Genomic DNA, 13656 nt, shown 5'->3' with positions numbered 1-13656 from the left:
GCATCGACGGGGAGGCCGACCATGGAGGCTGCCGAGGCGCTCACACTGCTCATGTCGCCGCAGGGACGCGTCGATCCGTACCCGACGTACGAGCGGCTGCGCTCGCACGGGCCGGTGGTCGAGGCGTTGCCCGGCCTGTACGTGGTGACCGGCTACCCGGAGGTCGACGAGCTGCTGCGCGACCCCCGGCTCGTGGTGCTCGACGACGCGCTGCGGGACCAGGTGTGGCCGAACTGGCGGCAGAGCCCGGCGATGAAGTCGATCGCCCGGTCCATGCTGCGGACCAACCCGCCCGACCACAGCCGGATGCGTCGGCTCGCCGCCGGGGTGTTCAGTCCGCGCCGGATCGCCGGGATGCGTGACGTGGTGCGGGCGCAGGCCGAGGAGTTGCTCGACGCGATGATCGAGCGCGCCGAGGACGGCCGGCCGGTCGACGTGCTCGCCGACTTCGCGTACCCGCTCCCGGTCGGGGTGATCTGCGCGCTGCTCGGCGTGCCGGCGCAGGACCGACCGCTGTTCCGCCGCTGGGCCGGCGACATGACCGGGGTGCTGGAGCCGGAGATCACCACCGAGGAGCTGGCAGTCGCCGACGCGGGCGCAGCCGAGCTGCGCGACTACTTCGTCGAGCTGATCGTCGCCCGGCGCCGGGAACCGGCCGATGACCTGACCACCGCGCTGGTCCAGGTCCACGACGCCGACGGCGAGCGGCTCACCGGCGACGAACTGCTGGCCAACCTGGTGGTGCTGCTGGTGGCCGGCTTCGAGACCACCACCAATCTGCTCGGCAACGGCCTCGTCGTGCTGCTGCGCCACCCCGACGACGCCGACGCGCTGCGCGCCGACCCCGGGCTCGTCCCGGCGTACGTCGAGGAGCTGTTGCGCTACGACTCCCCGGTGCAGCTGACCACCCGGACCAGCGCGGCGCCGGTGCGCTGCGGCGGGCTCGACCTGCCGGCCGGCAGCACGGCGCTGCTGCTGCTCGGCGCGGCCAACCGCGACCCCCGCCGCTTCACCGACCCGGAGCGTTTCGACCCCACCCGTGAGCAGGCGCACCCGCTGTCCTTCGGTGCCGGTCCGCATTACTGCCTCGGCGCCGGCCTTGCCCGGCTGGAGGCGCAGCTGGCGTTCCCGCTGCTGCTGCGCCGGTTGCCCGAGCTGGCACTGGCCGAGCCGCCCCGGCACCGGACCCGGCTGACCCTGCGCGGCTACGAGAGCCTGCTGGTGACGCTGGGCACACCGGCCCCGGCCGATCGAGGTACGCCGGCCGGAGCGCTGCCGGGCACTCCGTAGACTGGTACGGCACCGCTCGCCCGTCCGACGAAGGAGCCGTCCCGCGTGACCGTCCAGCCCATCCGTCTTTTTGGGGATCCGGTGCTGCGCACGCCGGCCGATCCGGTGGTCAACTTCGACGCCGAGCTACGTCGGCTCGTCGCCGACCTCACCGACACGATGCGGGAGCAGAACGGCGCCGGTCTGGCCGCGCCGCAGCTCGGCGTGAGCCTGCGGGTGTTCACCTTCGACGTCGACGACGTGCTCGGGCACCTGATCAACCCGGTGCTGGAGTTCCCCGACGAGGAGGAGCAGGACGGCCCGGAGGGCTGCCTGTCGATCCCCGGGCTCTACTTCGACACCAAGCGTCGGCAGAACGTCGTCGCCAAGGGCTTCAGCTCGTTCGGCGACCCGATGCAGATCGTCGGCAGCGGCCTGATGGCGCGCTGCGTGCAGCACGAGACCGACCACCTCGACGGGGTGCTCTTCCTGGACCGACTGGACGCGCAGGGGCGCAAGGAGGCCATGAAGGCGATCCGCCAGGCCGAGTGGTACGACGGTTCGGCCCCGCCCACGGTCAAGCTGAGCCCGCACATCAGCGACCCCTTCGGTCTGGGTCGGTGACCCGGATGCGCGTGATCTTCGCCGGCACTCCGGCGGTGGCCGTACCGGCCCTGGCCGCCGTCGCGGCCTCCCAGCACGAACTGGTCGCCGTCGTCACCCGACCCGACGCGCCCGCCGGACGGGGGAGGGGCCTGTCCCGCTCCCCGGTCGGCGTCTGGGCCGACGAGCACGGCGTGGAGGTGCTCACGCCGGCCCGACCCCGCGACCCGGAGTTCCTCGACCGGCTGCGCGCGCTCTCCCCGGACTGTGTGCCGGTGGTGGCCTACGGCGCGCTGGTGCCGCCGTCCGCGCTGGAGATCCCCCGCCACGGTTGGATCAACCTGCACTTCTCGCTGCTGCCGGCCTGGCGGGGTGCCGCACCCGTACAGCACGCCGTGCTGCACGGCGACGAGCTGACCGGGGCCAGCGTCTTCGAGTTGGAGCAGGGCCTGGACACCGGGCCCGTCTACGGCACCCTGACCGACGAGATCCGTCCCGGCGACACCTCCGGCGACCTGCTGGAACGCCTCGCCGACAGTGGCGCGGGGCTGCTCGTGGCGGTGCTCGACGCGATCGCCGACGGCACCGCCCGCGCCGAGCCGCAGCCGGCCGACGGGGTGTCCCTCGCGCCGAAGCTGACCGTGGAGGACGCCCGGGTCCGCTGGGGCGACCCGGCCTTCGCGGTGGACCGGCGCATCCGCGCCTGCACGCCGGCGCCCGGCGCGTGGACGACCTTCCGCGACGAGCGGGTGAAGCTCGGCCCGGTCGTGACGGTGGCCGACGGCCCGGACCTGAAACCGGGGGAGTTGCTGGTGGAGAAGACCCGCGTGCTGGCCGGCACGGCCACCGGGCCGGTGCGCCTCGGCGAGGTCCGCGCCGCGGGCAAGCGGGCCATGGCGGCTACCGACTGGGCGCGCGGCGTCCGCGTCAGCGCCGGCGAGGGACTCGCGTGACGGCCCCGGAGGGGACGCGTCCATACCGGGGCGGTCCGTCGACCGGCCGCGGTGGCGACCGCCGGCCGGCGCGACCGCCGCTGGACCGGCCGCGCCGCGCGGCGTACGAGGCGCTCGCCGCCGTGCACCGCGACGACGCCTTCGCCAACCTGGTGCTGCCCACCATCCTGCGCGAGGAGGGGCTGTACGGCCGCGACGCGGCCTTCGCCACCGAGCTGACCTACGGCACGCTGCGTCACCTGGGCACGCTGGACGCGATCCTCAGCGACGCGGCCGGCCGGGACGTGGCCCGGATCGACCCGCCGGCACGCGACGCGCTGCGGATCGGGGCGTACCAGCTCCTGCACACGCGGGTGCCCCCGCACGCGGCCGTGTCGTCGACCGTGGACCTGGTCCGCTCGGTCGCGCCGGGCGCGGCCGGGTTCGCCAACGCGGTGCTGCGCGAGGTGTCGACCCGTGACATCGACGGGTGGGTGGCCAAACTCGCGCCGCCGATCGAGACCGACCCGGTCGGGCACCTGGCGCTGGCCTACAGCCACCCGCAGTGGATCGTGCGGGCCTTCTCCGAGACGCTCGGCGGCGACCTGGGCGAGACGGCCCGACTCCTGATCGAGGACAACGAGCGTCCCCCGGTGCACCTGTGCGCCCGACCCGGGTTGATCGATCCGGTCGAGCTGGCCGACGCGGTCGGCGGGGCGCCCGGCGCTTTCTCCCCGTACGCCGTCTATCTGCCCGGCGGCGCCCCGGGCGACGTGGCGGCGGTGGTCGACGGCCGCGCCCACGTCCAGGACGAGGGCTCCCAACTGGTGGCCGCCGCGCTCGCCGACGCGCCGCTGGACGGCCCGGACGGGCGCTGGTTGGACCTGTGCGCCGGTCCCGGCGGAAAGGCCGGGTTGCTCGGCGCGCTGGCCGCGCAGCGGGGCGCCCGCCTGACCGCCGTGGAGGTGGCCGAGCACCGGGCCCGGCTGGTGTCCCAGGCGACCCGGGGCCTGCCGGTGACCGTGCTCGCGATGGACGGTCGTGAGGTCGGCGCGGACCCGAAGCTGCCGGAGGGCCACTTCGACCGGGTGCTGGTGGACGCGCCGTGCACCGGGCTGGGCTCGCTGCGCCGGCGTCCCGAGTCGCGCTGGCGGCGGCAGCCGTCGGACCTGCCGCCGCTGACCCGGCTGCAACGCGAGCTGCTGGGCGCGGCGCTGCGGGCGGTCCGGCCGGGCGGGTTGGTCGCCTACGTGACCTGCTCGCCGCACACGGTGGAGACCCACGTGACGGTCACCGAGGCGGCCCGTCGCAGCGGCGTGGCGGTGGACTTCGTCGACGCCCGACCGTTGCTGCCGGCCGGCATGCCCGGCCTGGGTGACGGCCCCACCGTGCAGCTGTGGCCGCACCGGCACGGCACCGACGCGATGTTCCTCGCCGTCCTGCGCCGAGGCTGAGCCGCCCCGCTAAGTGAAAGGAAGGGCCCCTTGTTATACGCCAGGCGTTAACAAGGGGCCCTTCCTTTCAGCTCAGCGAGAGGGGGGTCAGGTGATGGGGAGGCCCTTGTTGCCGGCGTTGCGCATCGAGCGGGTCAGGTTCCGGTCGCTGATCCACAGGAAGCACTGCACCCCACGGTTGCCGTTCTTCCACTCCTGCTCGTACGGCTGGTAGTAGATCGTCCCGGCGCGGAAGTCGAGCTTGGAGTCGTCCGGCACCTTGGCGTACTTGGCGGTGACCGACTGGCACGCGCGGTGGGTGCGCTTGGTGGTGCGGTTGAACTCCGCGTAGCTGATGTCCGGGGCACGCCAGATCCCGACGAACTCGGCGTGGTGCTTCGCCGTGCAGGACACCGGCACCATCGCCTCGATGTCGTCCTTGACCAGCTTCGGGTTGAAGCAGCGGTAGGCCAGCGGGGCCGCGCCGGCCAGCGCGCCCCGCAGACTGCCGGTGCGCAGGTCGACGGCGGTGTCGTCGATGCTGGCGATCTCGGTGACGTCGCAGCGGTACCAGCGGGCGCCGCCGGCCCAGGCGGGCGCCGACGGCAGCACGACGGTCAGTCCCAGGCGTCCGGAGCGCCAGTCGCCGCCGACCGCCTTGGTGACCTCCTTCTCGCAGCCGGCCTGTGCGGCCCGCATGCCCTCGGAGCCCGGGGGTGGGGTGGTGCCGCGCTCCGCGCCGGGACCGGTGAGCGTGCCGACGTGGATCGTCTCCACCCGGTGCGCCTCGCTGCACTCCATCGGGTTGTAGCCGCTGAGGAACCCGACCTGCTGAAAGGAGTGGTGGCAGACACCGGCCGCGGGAACGAACTGCTGCGCCGCCACGGGCGCCGGCCAGTCGTCGGTGAGGTTCCGGTCAACTCCGGTGGGCGTGCCACAGCCGGTGAGGGCCAGGGCCACCGCCGCGCCTCCGGCAATCGCCGTCAACCACCGTCGCATCTTCGACCTCCCGCCGCCGGTGACCTCCGGTCGACCTCCAGCCGGCCGGTAACGCCACGGCGCAGCAGCATACGGCACCGTAGGTCAGATCGCGGGTAGTCCCTCGGGGCCGGCGCCGCGCATCGAACGGGTGAGTTTCCGGTCGTCGCTCCACAGGAAACAGCGCACCCCGCGGTCGCCCTCCTCCCACTCCCGTTGCGACGGTGGGTAGTAGATGGACCCGGCCCGGTACGGCAGTTCGCTGTTGTTGGGCACGGCCACGTACGCGGCGATCAGCGCCATGCAGCGCCGGTGCGCCTCCTCGCCGGAGCGGGTGAAGGCCGCCCAGCTCAGGTCCTTCTCCTCGTAGACGCCGACGAACTCGGCGCGGTGCGGCTCGGTGCAGAGCACCGGGGCCATGTAGTTGAGGTTGTCGCCGATCAGCTTGGGGTCGAAACAGCGGTGGGTCAGCGGGCTGTCGCCGATCAGCGCGCCACGCAGGCTGCCGACGCGGTTCACCGGGCGGGTGTTGTCGATGCTGTCGGTCTCGCTGAGATCGCAGCGGAACCAGCGTGCGCCGCCGGTCCACGCCGGCGCCGTGGGCAGCGAGAGCGTCAGGGTGAGCCGGGCCGTGTGCCAGTCACCGCCGAGCACGTCCCGGGCCCGCTGGTCGCACTCGGCGCGGGCCGCGCGCAGCGCGGTCGAACCCGGGCCCGGCCGGGCACCGGCCCGCGCGGCCGGGCCGGTGAACGTGCCGACGTGGATCGCCTCGGCGAGGTGGCTGCGGGCGCAGTCGACGGTCTCGTACGTGCTGGCCTGCACGACCGCGGTGATCCTGGGCAGGCAGGTGTCGGTGGCCGGGGTGAACGGTCGGGGAACCCGCAACTCCGGCCAGTCGTCGGTGAGATCACCGTCCGCGCCGCGTGCCGGCGCGCAGCCGGACAGCAGCATCGTCGTGACGCCGACCAGCGCCAGCGCTGCAAGCCACCGTCGCATCGTCCGCCCTCCCGGGAGCTGGCGACCGGTCGCCGCGCCCCGTGGCGCGACCCCGGCGGGCGTGCAGCCTACGGCACCGTCCCGCTTGGAGTGTCGTCGCGTTTGGGTCGATCGGCCAGCCACTGATGTCTGTTCGTCCGGATTCGAGGATCCGGACCGGTTTATTCTGCACTACTGGTCACTGGTGGATCACAGCGTGTCGGAGTTGGTGCCGTGCTGCGGGCGGCGGGTGGCCGCGTTCGTACACTGGCCCCGTGACCGTACCGCCGCCAATCGTCGCGCCGAGCATCCTGGCCGCCGATTTCGCTCGCCTCGCCGAAGAGGTCCGTGCCGTCGAGGACGCCGCGGACTGGTTGCACGTGGACGTGATGGACAGCCATTTCGTGCCCAACCTGACCATCGGGCTGCCCGTGGTGCAGAGCCTGCGGGCCGCCACCACGATGCCGTTCGACGTGCATCTGATGATCTCCGACCCGCGTCGGTGGGCCCCGGGGTACGCCGACGCCGGGGCGTACAACGTCACGTTCCACGTCGAGGCGGCCGACGACCCGGTGGCCCTGGCCAAGGACCTGCGTTCGGCCGGCGCTAAGGCTGGACTGGCCATCGACCGGGACACCCCGATCGAGCCGTACCTGGACCTGCTGCCCAGCTTCGACACCCTGTTGATCATGACGATCAAGGCGGGCTTCGGCGGGCAGCGGTTCATCCCGCAGTTGCTGGACAAGGTCCGCGCCGCCCGTCGGCACGTGAACGCCGGGCACCTGGAGCTGCGCATCGAGGTGGACGGCGGGATCGCCGCCGACACCATCGAGCAGGCGGCCGCGGCCGGCGCCGACGCGTTCGTGGCCGGCACCGCCGTCTACGGCGCCGCCGACCCGGCGGAGGCGGTACGGCACCTGCGGGCGCTGGCGGAACGCGCGGCGCCCGAGGCCTGAGATGGAGCCCGAGGTCGACCGCAAGGACGTCATCCTCGTCGTCGACGACGACGAGGACATCGCCCGGTTCGTCGAGTTCAACCTGCGGTTGCACGGCTTCGAGGTGATCCACGCCAGCGATGGTCAGGAGGCCCTGGAGGTCATCGAGCGCCAGCGGCCGGATCTCGCCGTGGTCGACCTCATGATGCCCCGCATCGACGGGCTGGAGCTGACCCGGCGGCTGCGCGCCGACCCGATGACCTCCGCCCTGCCGGTGATCATGCTGACGGCCAAGGGGATGACCGTGGACAAGGTCCACGGGCTCAGCGCGGGCGCGGACGACTACCTGGTCAAACCGTTCGACACCGCCGAGCTGGTGGCCCGGGTCTCCTCGACGCTGCGGCGCAACAAGGAGTTCCGGGAGGTGTCCCCGCTCACCGGACTGCCCGGCAACAGTCGCATCCGGCGGGAGATCAGCGACCGGGTCCGGCAGGGGGTGGACTACGCGGTCGGCTACATCGACATCGACCGGTTCAAGAGCGTCAACGACCGGTACGGCTTCGTCCGGGGCGACGACTTCATCTCCGCCCTGGCCCGCAGCCTGCACCGGGCCGTGGTGGCGGTGGGGCTGCCGCCGGCCTTCCTCGGCCACGTCGGCGGCGACGACTTCGTGATCGTCTGCGCGCCCGACCAGGTCCGCCCGCTCACCTCCCGGGCGGTGGTCGACTTCGAGAAGTCCGCCGACACGCTCTACGACGCGACCGACCGTGAGCGCGGCTTCGTCGAGCTGAAGGACCGGCGCGGCAACATCCGCCGGGCGGCCCTGGTCACGCTCTCGATCGGCGTCTCGCTGTCCGACGCCGGCAAGCGGTTCACCGACCCGCTCGAGGCCATCGCGGTGGCCTCGGAGATGAAGACGGTCGCCAAGAGCCAACCGGGGTCGTATGTCGCCGTGGACCGGCGGCGCGGCGTCACCTGACGCGTGATCCCGCTGTGAAGTAGCTCGCCTGAATAACGACACGCCGGGTTCGGCGTGTAAGACTGCGAAGTACCCACCACGCGCTGGCGGGACTCGGTGAAATTCCGAACCGGCGGTGATCCACGGTCCAACCGTGGTCAGCCCGCGACCCGGACGGCTCTGCCGCCCGGTGGACCTGGTGAAAATCCGGGGCCGACGGTTGGGTGCGGCTCGTCCGCGCCCAGACAGTCCGGATGGGAGACAGCGCGCGGGACGGACGGGTCCGAGCCGGCCGCTGGCTTCAGCGTGCCGTGCCGCCCACCCGGGGCGGCTGTGCCGTACCCGGAATCCGCCGCCGCCTGCCCGCGGTCCATACCGCCTCCCTGACCGCCCGCGCGATGAGGCGAGTGAGAGGGCAGGACAGGGCGATGGCCAGCGTCTCCGTCGACGAGGCGATGCGGCGTGCGATCGAGCTGGCGGCGCGCGGGCTGGGCACCACCAGCCCCAACCCGGTGGTCGGGTGCGTGCTGCTCGACGCGGACGGCCAGGTCGTGGGCGAGGGCTTCCACGCGTACGCGGGCGGACCGCACGCCGAGATCGTCGCGCTGGCCCAGGCCGGCCGGCGGGCCAAGGGCGGCACCGCGGTCGTCACTCTGGAACCGTGTGACCACACCGGCCGCACCGGCCCCTGCAGCACCGCGCTGGTCCAGGCCGGCGTGGGCCGGGTGGTCATCGCCGTACCGGACCCGAATCCGGTGGCCACCGGCGGCGCCGCCACGTTGCGCTCCGCCGGCGTCCAGGTGGACCTGGGAGTACGCGGCGAGGAGGCCGAGGCCGGCAACGTGGCCTGGCTGACCTCGATGCGCCGGGGCTGGCCGTACGTCATCTGGAAGTACGCCGCCACCCTCGACGGCCGGTCCGCCGCCGCGGACGGCACCAGCATGTGGATCACCTCGGAGGCGGCCCGGATCGACGTGCACGCGCTGCGCGGCACTGTCGACGCGGTCATCGCCGGGGTGGGCACCGTGCTCGCCGACGATCCGCGCCTGACCGCCCGCAACCTGCGCGACGGCAGCCTGGCCATCCGGCAGCCGCTGCGGGTCGTGGTGGACAGCTCGGGACGTACCCCGGTGGACGCCCGGGTCCGCGACGGCGCCGCGCGGACGTGGATCGCGACCGCCGCCGAGGTCGGCGCGGGCAAGGACGGCCGGGTCGACCTGCCGGCGCTGCTCGCGGCGCTGCACCAGCGCGGCGTCCGCGCCGTGCTGCTGGAGGGTGGGCCCCGGCTGGCCGGCGCGTTCCTGGCCGCCGGCCTGGTGGACAAGATCGTCGGGTACGTCGCGCCGCGGCTGCTCGGCGCCGGCCCCACCGCCCTGGTCGACGCGGGAGTGACGACCATCGCTGAGGCCATCGATCTGGAGCTCGTCGACGTTACGCAGGTCGGTCCGGATCTCCGGATCACCGCTTTGCCCCGAAAGAGGGAGGGCTGACATGTTCACCGGCATTGTCGAGGAATTGGGCGAGATCGTGCGCGTCACGGCCACGGCGGGTGATTCCGCGCTGATCGCCGTGCGGGGCCCGCTCGTCACCTCCGACGCCCGGCACGGTGATTCCATCGCCGTCAACGGTGTCTGCCTGACCGTCGTGGACGCGGCCGACGGCGTCTTCACCGCCGACGTCATGGGCGAAACCCTGCGCCGCTCCGCGCTGGGCGCGCTGCACGCGGGCGACCCGGTCAACCTGGAACGGGCCGCCGCGCTGGGCAGCCGCCTCGGTGGGCACCTCGTGCAGGGGCACGTCGACGGTGTCGGCGAGATGATCTCGCGCGAACCGGCCGAGCAGTGGGAGACCGTGCGGTTCCGGCTCCCCGCCGACCTGTCGCGGTACGTGGTGGAGAAGGGCTCGATCACGATCGACGGCGTGTCGCTGACCGTGGCAGCCGTCGGCGTCGACGAGTTCGCCGTCGGGCTCATTCCGACCACCCTCAAGCTGACCACCCTCGGCGCGAAGGGCGTCGGTGACCCGGTCAACCTCGAGGTCGACGTGGTGGCCAAGTACGTCGAGCGGCTGCTGGGCAGTCGGCTCGCCGAGACCGACGAGGTGGCCTGATGGGCGCCCTCGGCTGGCTCCTCGACGCCCAGGTGCAGGTGGCCGGCTCGCCGGTGCTGGTCCGGGAGATCGTCGGCAACGCGTTCGGCCTGATCTCGGCGCTGCTCGGGCTGCGCCGGCTGGTCTGGGCCTGGCCGGTCGGCATGATCGGGAACGCGCTGCTGTTCACCGTCTTCCTCGGCGGCGTGTTCGCCACCCCGCAGGCCCACGACCTGTACGGGCAGGCCGGCCGGCAGGTCTTCTTCTTCGCGGTGAGCGTCTACGGCTGGTGGCGCTGGCAGCGCAACCGTCGGGCCGACGCCCAGCACGCCGCGGTGCTGCCACGGTGGGCCACCGGGCGGGAACGGCTCGCCCTGCTGCTGGCCGCCGTCGTCGGCACCGCCGCGGCGTACCCGCTGCTCAAGGCGTTGGGCTCCTGGGGTCCGCTGCCGGACGCCTGGATCCTCACCGGCAGTCTGCTCGCCACCTACGGCATGGCCCGCGGCTGGGTCGAGTTCTGGCTGGTGTGGATCGCGGTGGACGCCGTCGGCGTGCCGCTGCTGCTGCGCGGCGGGTTCTACCCGTCGGCGGCCATGTACCTGATCTACGGCGCCCTCTGCGCCTGGGGCTTCGCCGCCTGGTGGCACACGTCGCGCGCCACCCGCCCGGCCGCCGCGCTCCCACCCACCTACACGGAGGCCGTCGCATGAGCGAGCAAAGCGAGCGAATCATCAGGTCAAGCGCCATGGTGCCTCATGACGCCACTGCTCACAGTCCGACCCCCGGCCGAGGCCGCGTGGCCGTGCCGGGCCAGACCGACCCGGCCGGGGCTCGGACCGTTCGGCGAAGCGGAGTGGCGGCATGAGCTTCGCCGACATCGAGCAGGCGATCGCCGAGATCGCGGCCGGACGGCCGGTCGTCGTGGTCGACGACGCCGACCGGGAGAACGAGGGCGACCTGATCTTCGCGGCCGAGCTGGCCACGCCGGAGCTGATGGCGTTCATGGTGCGCTACACCTCGGGGTACGTCTGCGTGCCGTTGACCGAGAGCGAGGCCGACCGCCTCGACCTGCCGCCCATGCACCACACCAACCAGGACCGGCGCGGCACCGCGTACACGGTGACCGTCGACGCCCGGGAGGGGGTCAGCACCGGCATCTCGGCGGCCGACCGCGCGCACACCATCCGACTGCTCGCCGACGCGGCCACCGACCCGACGGACCTGGCGCGTCCCGGGCACGTGGTGCCGCTGCGCGCCCGCGAGGGCGGGGTGCTGCGCCGGCCCGGCCACACCGAGGCGGCGATCGACCTGACCCGGCTCGCCGGGCTGCGTCCGGCGGGCGTGCTCTGCGAGCTGGTCAACGACGACGGCACCATGATGCGGTTGCCGGACCTGGAGAAGTTCGCCGCCGAACACGGCCTCGTGCTGATCACCATCGCCGACCTGATCGCCTACCGGCGGCGGACCGAGAAGCAGGTCGAGCAGGTGGCCGAGGCTCGGATGCCCACCCGGCACGGGGTGTTCCGCGCGCTGGGTTACCGCGCCGAGCACGACCCGGCCGAGCACGTGGCCATGGTCATCGGAGACCTCGGCGACGGCCAGGACGTGCTGGTCCGGGTGCACTCCGAGTGCCTGACCGGGGACGTGTTCGGCTCGCTGCGCTGCGACTGCGGGCCGCAGTTGGACGCCGCGCTGGCCCGGGTCGCCCGTGAGGGCCGGGGCGTGGTGCTCTACGTGCGCGGCCACGAAGGACGCGGCATCGGGCTGCTGCACAAGCTCCAGGCGTACCAGTTGCAGGACCAGGGCCGCGACACCGTCGACGCCAACCTCGACCTGGGCCTGCCGGCCGACGCCCGCGACTACGGCACCGGCGCGCAGATCCTCTACGACCTGGGCGTGCGCTCGATGCGACTGCTCACCAACAACCCGGCCAAGCGGGCCGGGCTGGAGGGTTACGGGCTCACTATCACCGGCCGGGAGAGCCTGCCGGCCGGCGCGCACCCGGAGAACCTGCGCTACCTGCGCACCAAGCGGGACCGGATGGGTCACCTGCTGGACGAGTTGGACGAGGTGTCCGAGGCGCCGCTGGGGCGTCCGGTCGCCAACGACGAGATCGGAGCATGACGATGGCGGGATTCGGTGAGCCGGGAGTCGACGCGGTGGACGCCGCGGGGCTGACCGTCGGCGTGGTGGCCGCGCGCTGGCACGGCGACCTGACCGACCACATGCTGGAGCGCGCGGTCGCCGCCGCCGAGGCGTGCGGCGCGCGATCCGTGGTCGCCCGCGTCGCCGGCTCGGTCGAGCTGCCCGTCGTCGCGCAGGCCCTCGCCCGCCGCTGCGACGTGGTGGTCGCGCTCGGCGTGGTCGTCCGCGGCGCGACCGCCCACTTCGACTACGTGTGCCGATCGGTCACCGACGGGCTGACCCGGGTGGCGCTGGACGAGGGCAAGCCGGTCGCCCACGGTGTGCTCGCCGTGGAGACCATCGAGCAGGCCCGGGACCGGGCCGGCCTGCCCGGCTCGGCGGAGGACAAGGGCTGGGCGGCGACCGTCGCGGCGCTCGACGCCGCGCTGGCCGTGCGTACCGTCGCGGCGGGCAACGCGCAGCGGGTCGGCTTCGCCGGCTGACCCGCTCGGCCTGTCTCCGGTGGCGGCCGGCCTGTCTCCGGCGGCGGCCGGGTTCTCGGCGGCGGCCAGCCTATCTCCGGTGGCGGCCGGGTTCTCGGCGGCGGCCGGCCTGTCTCAGAGCCGGCCGGCCTCGATGATCCGGCGCAGAAACTGCCGGGTACGGGGCTGCGTCGGCTCGCCGAGCACCTGCTCCGGCGGGCCGCTCTCGACGACGCGCCCCGCGTCGAGGAAGCACACCTCGTCGGCGACCTCCCGGGCGAAGCCCATCTCGTGGGTGGCCAGCACCATGGTCATCCCGTCGGCCTTCAGGTCCCGGATCATCGTCAGCACCTCGCCGACGAGTTCCGGGTCCAGCGCCGAGGTGACCTCGTCGAGCAGCATCAGCCGGGGCGAGTTCGCCAACGCCCGGACGATCGCCACCCGCTGCTGCTGCCCGCCGGAGAGGGCGTCCGGAAAGGCGTGCGCCTTCGCGCCCAGACCCACCCGGTCGAGCAGGTCGCGGGCCTGGGCCTCGGCGTCCGCGCGGGCCCGCCGGTGTACGCGCCGGGGTGCGAGGGTGATGTTGTCCAGCACGCTCAGGTGCGGAAACAGGTTGTACGCCTGGAACACCATGCCGATCCGCCGGCGTACCCGGTCGGCGTCAACCCGAGGGTCGGAGATGTCCTCCCCGTCCAGCTCGATCGTCCCGTCGTCCAACTCGTCGAGGAGGTTCACGCACCGCAGGAGCGTGGACTTGCCCGACCCGGACGCCCCGATCAGCGCCACCACCCGGTGCTCGGCGACCGTCAGGTCGAGCCCGTCCAGCACGACGTGGCCGGCGAACTCCTTGCGCAGCCCCCGGCAGCGCAGCAGCGTCAT

At 73.3% G+C, this 13656-nt stretch carries 14 protein-coding genes and 1 riboswitch; of the genes, 11 read left to right on the top strand and 3 right to left on the bottom strand.

Annotation, left to right across the window (positions count from 1 at the left end):
- The first annotated feature begins 21 nt into the window (after positions 1-21).
- Genes ACIBTX_RS06405 through ACIBTX_RS06390 form a run of 4 tightly spaced genes read left to right on the top strand, consistent with a single transcriptional unit; the run spans position 22 to position 4258 of the window.
- On the top strand, positions 22-1290 hold the full coding sequence (locus ACIBTX_RS06405) for a cytochrome P450 (RefSeq protein ID WP_357133419.1): 1269 nt from the start codon (positions 22-24) through the stop codon (positions 1288-1290).
- Between the two features lie 45 nt (positions 1291-1335).
- Positions 1336-1893, top strand: coding sequence for a peptide deformylase (def, locus tag ACIBTX_RS06400; protein ID WP_355243190.1), 558 nt, complete (start codon positions 1336-1338; stop codon positions 1891-1893).
- A gap of 5 nt (positions 1894-1898) precedes the next feature.
- A complete protein-coding gene (gene fmt / locus ACIBTX_RS06395; RefSeq protein WP_357175969.1) occupies positions 1899-2825 on the top strand; it encodes a methionyl-tRNA formyltransferase in 927 nt (308 codons plus the stop codon).
- Complete coding sequence (locus tag ACIBTX_RS06390; protein WP_396832270.1) at positions 2780-4258, top strand: RsmB/NOP family class I SAM-dependent RNA methyltransferase; 1479 nt, start codon at positions 2780-2782, stop codon at positions 4256-4258. Before fmt ends, ACIBTX_RS06390 begins: the two co-directional genes overlap by 46 nt.
- An 87-nt stretch (positions 4259-4345) precedes the next feature.
- Here the strand turns inward: ACIBTX_RS06390 and ACIBTX_RS06385 are convergent, their stop codons facing one another.
- Complete coding sequence (locus ACIBTX_RS06385) at positions 4346-5236, bottom strand: septum formation family protein (RefSeq protein WP_357133412.1); 891 nt, start codon at positions 5234-5236, stop codon at positions 4346-4348.
- Between the two features lie 84 nt (positions 5237-5320).
- Positions 5321-6211 carry a septum formation family protein gene (locus ACIBTX_RS06380; RefSeq protein WP_396832147.1) on the bottom strand — a complete coding sequence of 297 codons (891 nt, stop codon included), beginning with the start codon at positions 6209-6211 and terminating at the stop codon, positions 5321-5323.
- Between the two features lie 254 nt (positions 6212-6465).
- Between ACIBTX_RS06380 and rpe the strand changes: the two genes are divergently transcribed.
- From rpe to ribH, 7 genes are all read left to right on the top strand, one after another.
- Positions 6466-7146, top strand: coding sequence for a ribulose-phosphate 3-epimerase (rpe, locus tag ACIBTX_RS06375; protein ID WP_357397351.1), 681 nt, complete (start codon positions 6466-6468; stop codon positions 7144-7146).
- Position 7147: 1 nt separating this feature from the next.
- Entirely contained in the window at positions 7148-8104 is a 957-nt protein-coding gene (locus tag ACIBTX_RS06370) for a response regulator (protein WP_357133405.1), read from the top strand.
- Positions 8105-8182: 78 nt separating this feature from the next.
- A riboswitch (FMN riboswitch) is annotated at positions 8183-8353 on the top strand.
- Positions 8354-8511: 158 nt separating this feature from the next.
- Entirely contained in the window at positions 8512-9573 is a 1062-nt protein-coding gene (ribD, locus tag ACIBTX_RS06365) for a bifunctional diaminohydroxyphosphoribosylaminopyrimidine deaminase/5-amino-6-(5-phosphoribosylamino)uracil reductase RibD (RefSeq protein ID WP_357397348.1), read from the top strand.
- Position 9574: 1 nt separating this feature from the next.
- Positions 9575-10192, top strand: a complete 618-nt coding sequence (locus ACIBTX_RS06360) for a riboflavin synthase (protein WP_396832145.1) — start codon at positions 9575-9577, stop codon at positions 10190-10192.
- On the top strand, positions 10192-10881 hold the full coding sequence (gene pnuC, locus ACIBTX_RS06355) for a nicotinamide riboside transporter PnuC (protein WP_357133399.1): 690 nt from the start codon (positions 10192-10194) through the stop codon (positions 10879-10881). The genes ACIBTX_RS06360 and pnuC overlap by 1 nt, the downstream gene beginning before the upstream one ends.
- A gap of 151 nt (positions 10882-11032) precedes the next feature.
- On the top strand, positions 11033-12295 hold the full coding sequence (locus tag ACIBTX_RS06350; protein ID WP_357133397.1) for a bifunctional 3,4-dihydroxy-2-butanone-4-phosphate synthase/GTP cyclohydrolase II: 1263 nt from the start codon (positions 11033-11035) through the stop codon (positions 12293-12295).
- Positions 12296-12297: 2 nt separating this feature from the next.
- Complete coding sequence (ribH, locus tag ACIBTX_RS06345) at positions 12298-12798, top strand: 6,7-dimethyl-8-ribityllumazine synthase (RefSeq protein ID WP_396832269.1); 501 nt, start codon at positions 12298-12300, stop codon at positions 12796-12798.
- A gap of 114 nt (positions 12799-12912) precedes the next feature.
- Here the strand turns inward: ribH and ACIBTX_RS06340 are convergent, their stop codons facing one another.
- Positions 12913-13656 (bottom strand): amino acid ABC transporter ATP-binding protein, encoded by a 744-nt coding sequence (locus ACIBTX_RS06340; protein WP_396832144.1) that lies wholly within the window; start codon positions 13654-13656, stop codon positions 12913-12915.

Source organism: Micromonospora sp. NPDC049359, assembly GCF_044466585.1.
Taxonomy (GTDB): domain Bacteria; phylum Actinomycetota; class Actinomycetes; order Mycobacteriales; family Micromonosporaceae; genus Micromonospora.
The sequence above is the reverse complement of the archived record's forward strand: the minus strand, read 5'-3'. Positions and strand labels throughout refer to the sequence as shown.

What these genes read in the sequence shown, in the direction of transcription:
- ACIBTX_RS06385 (WP_357133412.1), bottom strand. Translation starts at nt 5,236, where the DNA reads ATGCGACGGTGGTTGACGGCGATTGCCGGAGGCGCGGCGGTGGCCCTG.
- ACIBTX_RS06360 (WP_396832145.1), top strand. Translation starts at nt 9,575, where the DNA reads ATGTTCACCGGCATTGTCGAGGAATTGGGCGAGATCGTGCGCGTCACG.
- pnuC (WP_357133399.1), top strand. Translation starts at nt 10,192, where the DNA reads ATGGGCGCCCTCGGCTGGCTCCTCGACGCCCAGGTGCAGGTGGCCGGC.
- ACIBTX_RS06370 (WP_357133405.1), top strand. Translation starts at nt 7,148, where the DNA reads ATGGAGCCCGAGGTCGACCGCAAGGACGTCATCCTCGTCGTCGACGAC.
- ACIBTX_RS06405 (WP_357133419.1), top strand. Translation starts at nt 22, where the DNA reads ATGGAGGCTGCCGAGGCGCTCACACTGCTCATGTCGCCGCAGGGACGC.
- ACIBTX_RS06340 (WP_396832144.1), bottom strand. Translation starts at nt 13,656, where the DNA reads ATGACGCTGCTGCGCTGCCGGGGGCTGCGCAAGGAGTTCGCCGGCCAC.
- ACIBTX_RS06380 (WP_396832147.1), bottom strand. Translation starts at nt 6,211, where the DNA reads ATGCGACGGTGGCTTGCAGCGCTGGCGCTGGTCGGCGTCACGACGATG.
- fmt (WP_357175969.1), top strand. Translation starts at nt 1,899, where the DNA reads ATGCGCGTGATCTTCGCCGGCACTCCGGCGGTGGCCGTACCGGCCCTG.
- ribH (WP_396832269.1), top strand. Translation starts at nt 12,298, where the DNA reads ATGGCGGGATTCGGTGAGCCGGGAGTCGACGCGGTGGACGCCGCGGGG.
- ACIBTX_RS06350 (WP_357133397.1), top strand. Translation starts at nt 11,033, where the DNA reads ATGAGCTTCGCCGACATCGAGCAGGCGATCGCCGAGATCGCGGCCGGA.
- ribD (WP_357397348.1), top strand. Translation starts at nt 8,512, where the DNA reads ATGGCCAGCGTCTCCGTCGACGAGGCGATGCGGCGTGCGATCGAGCTG.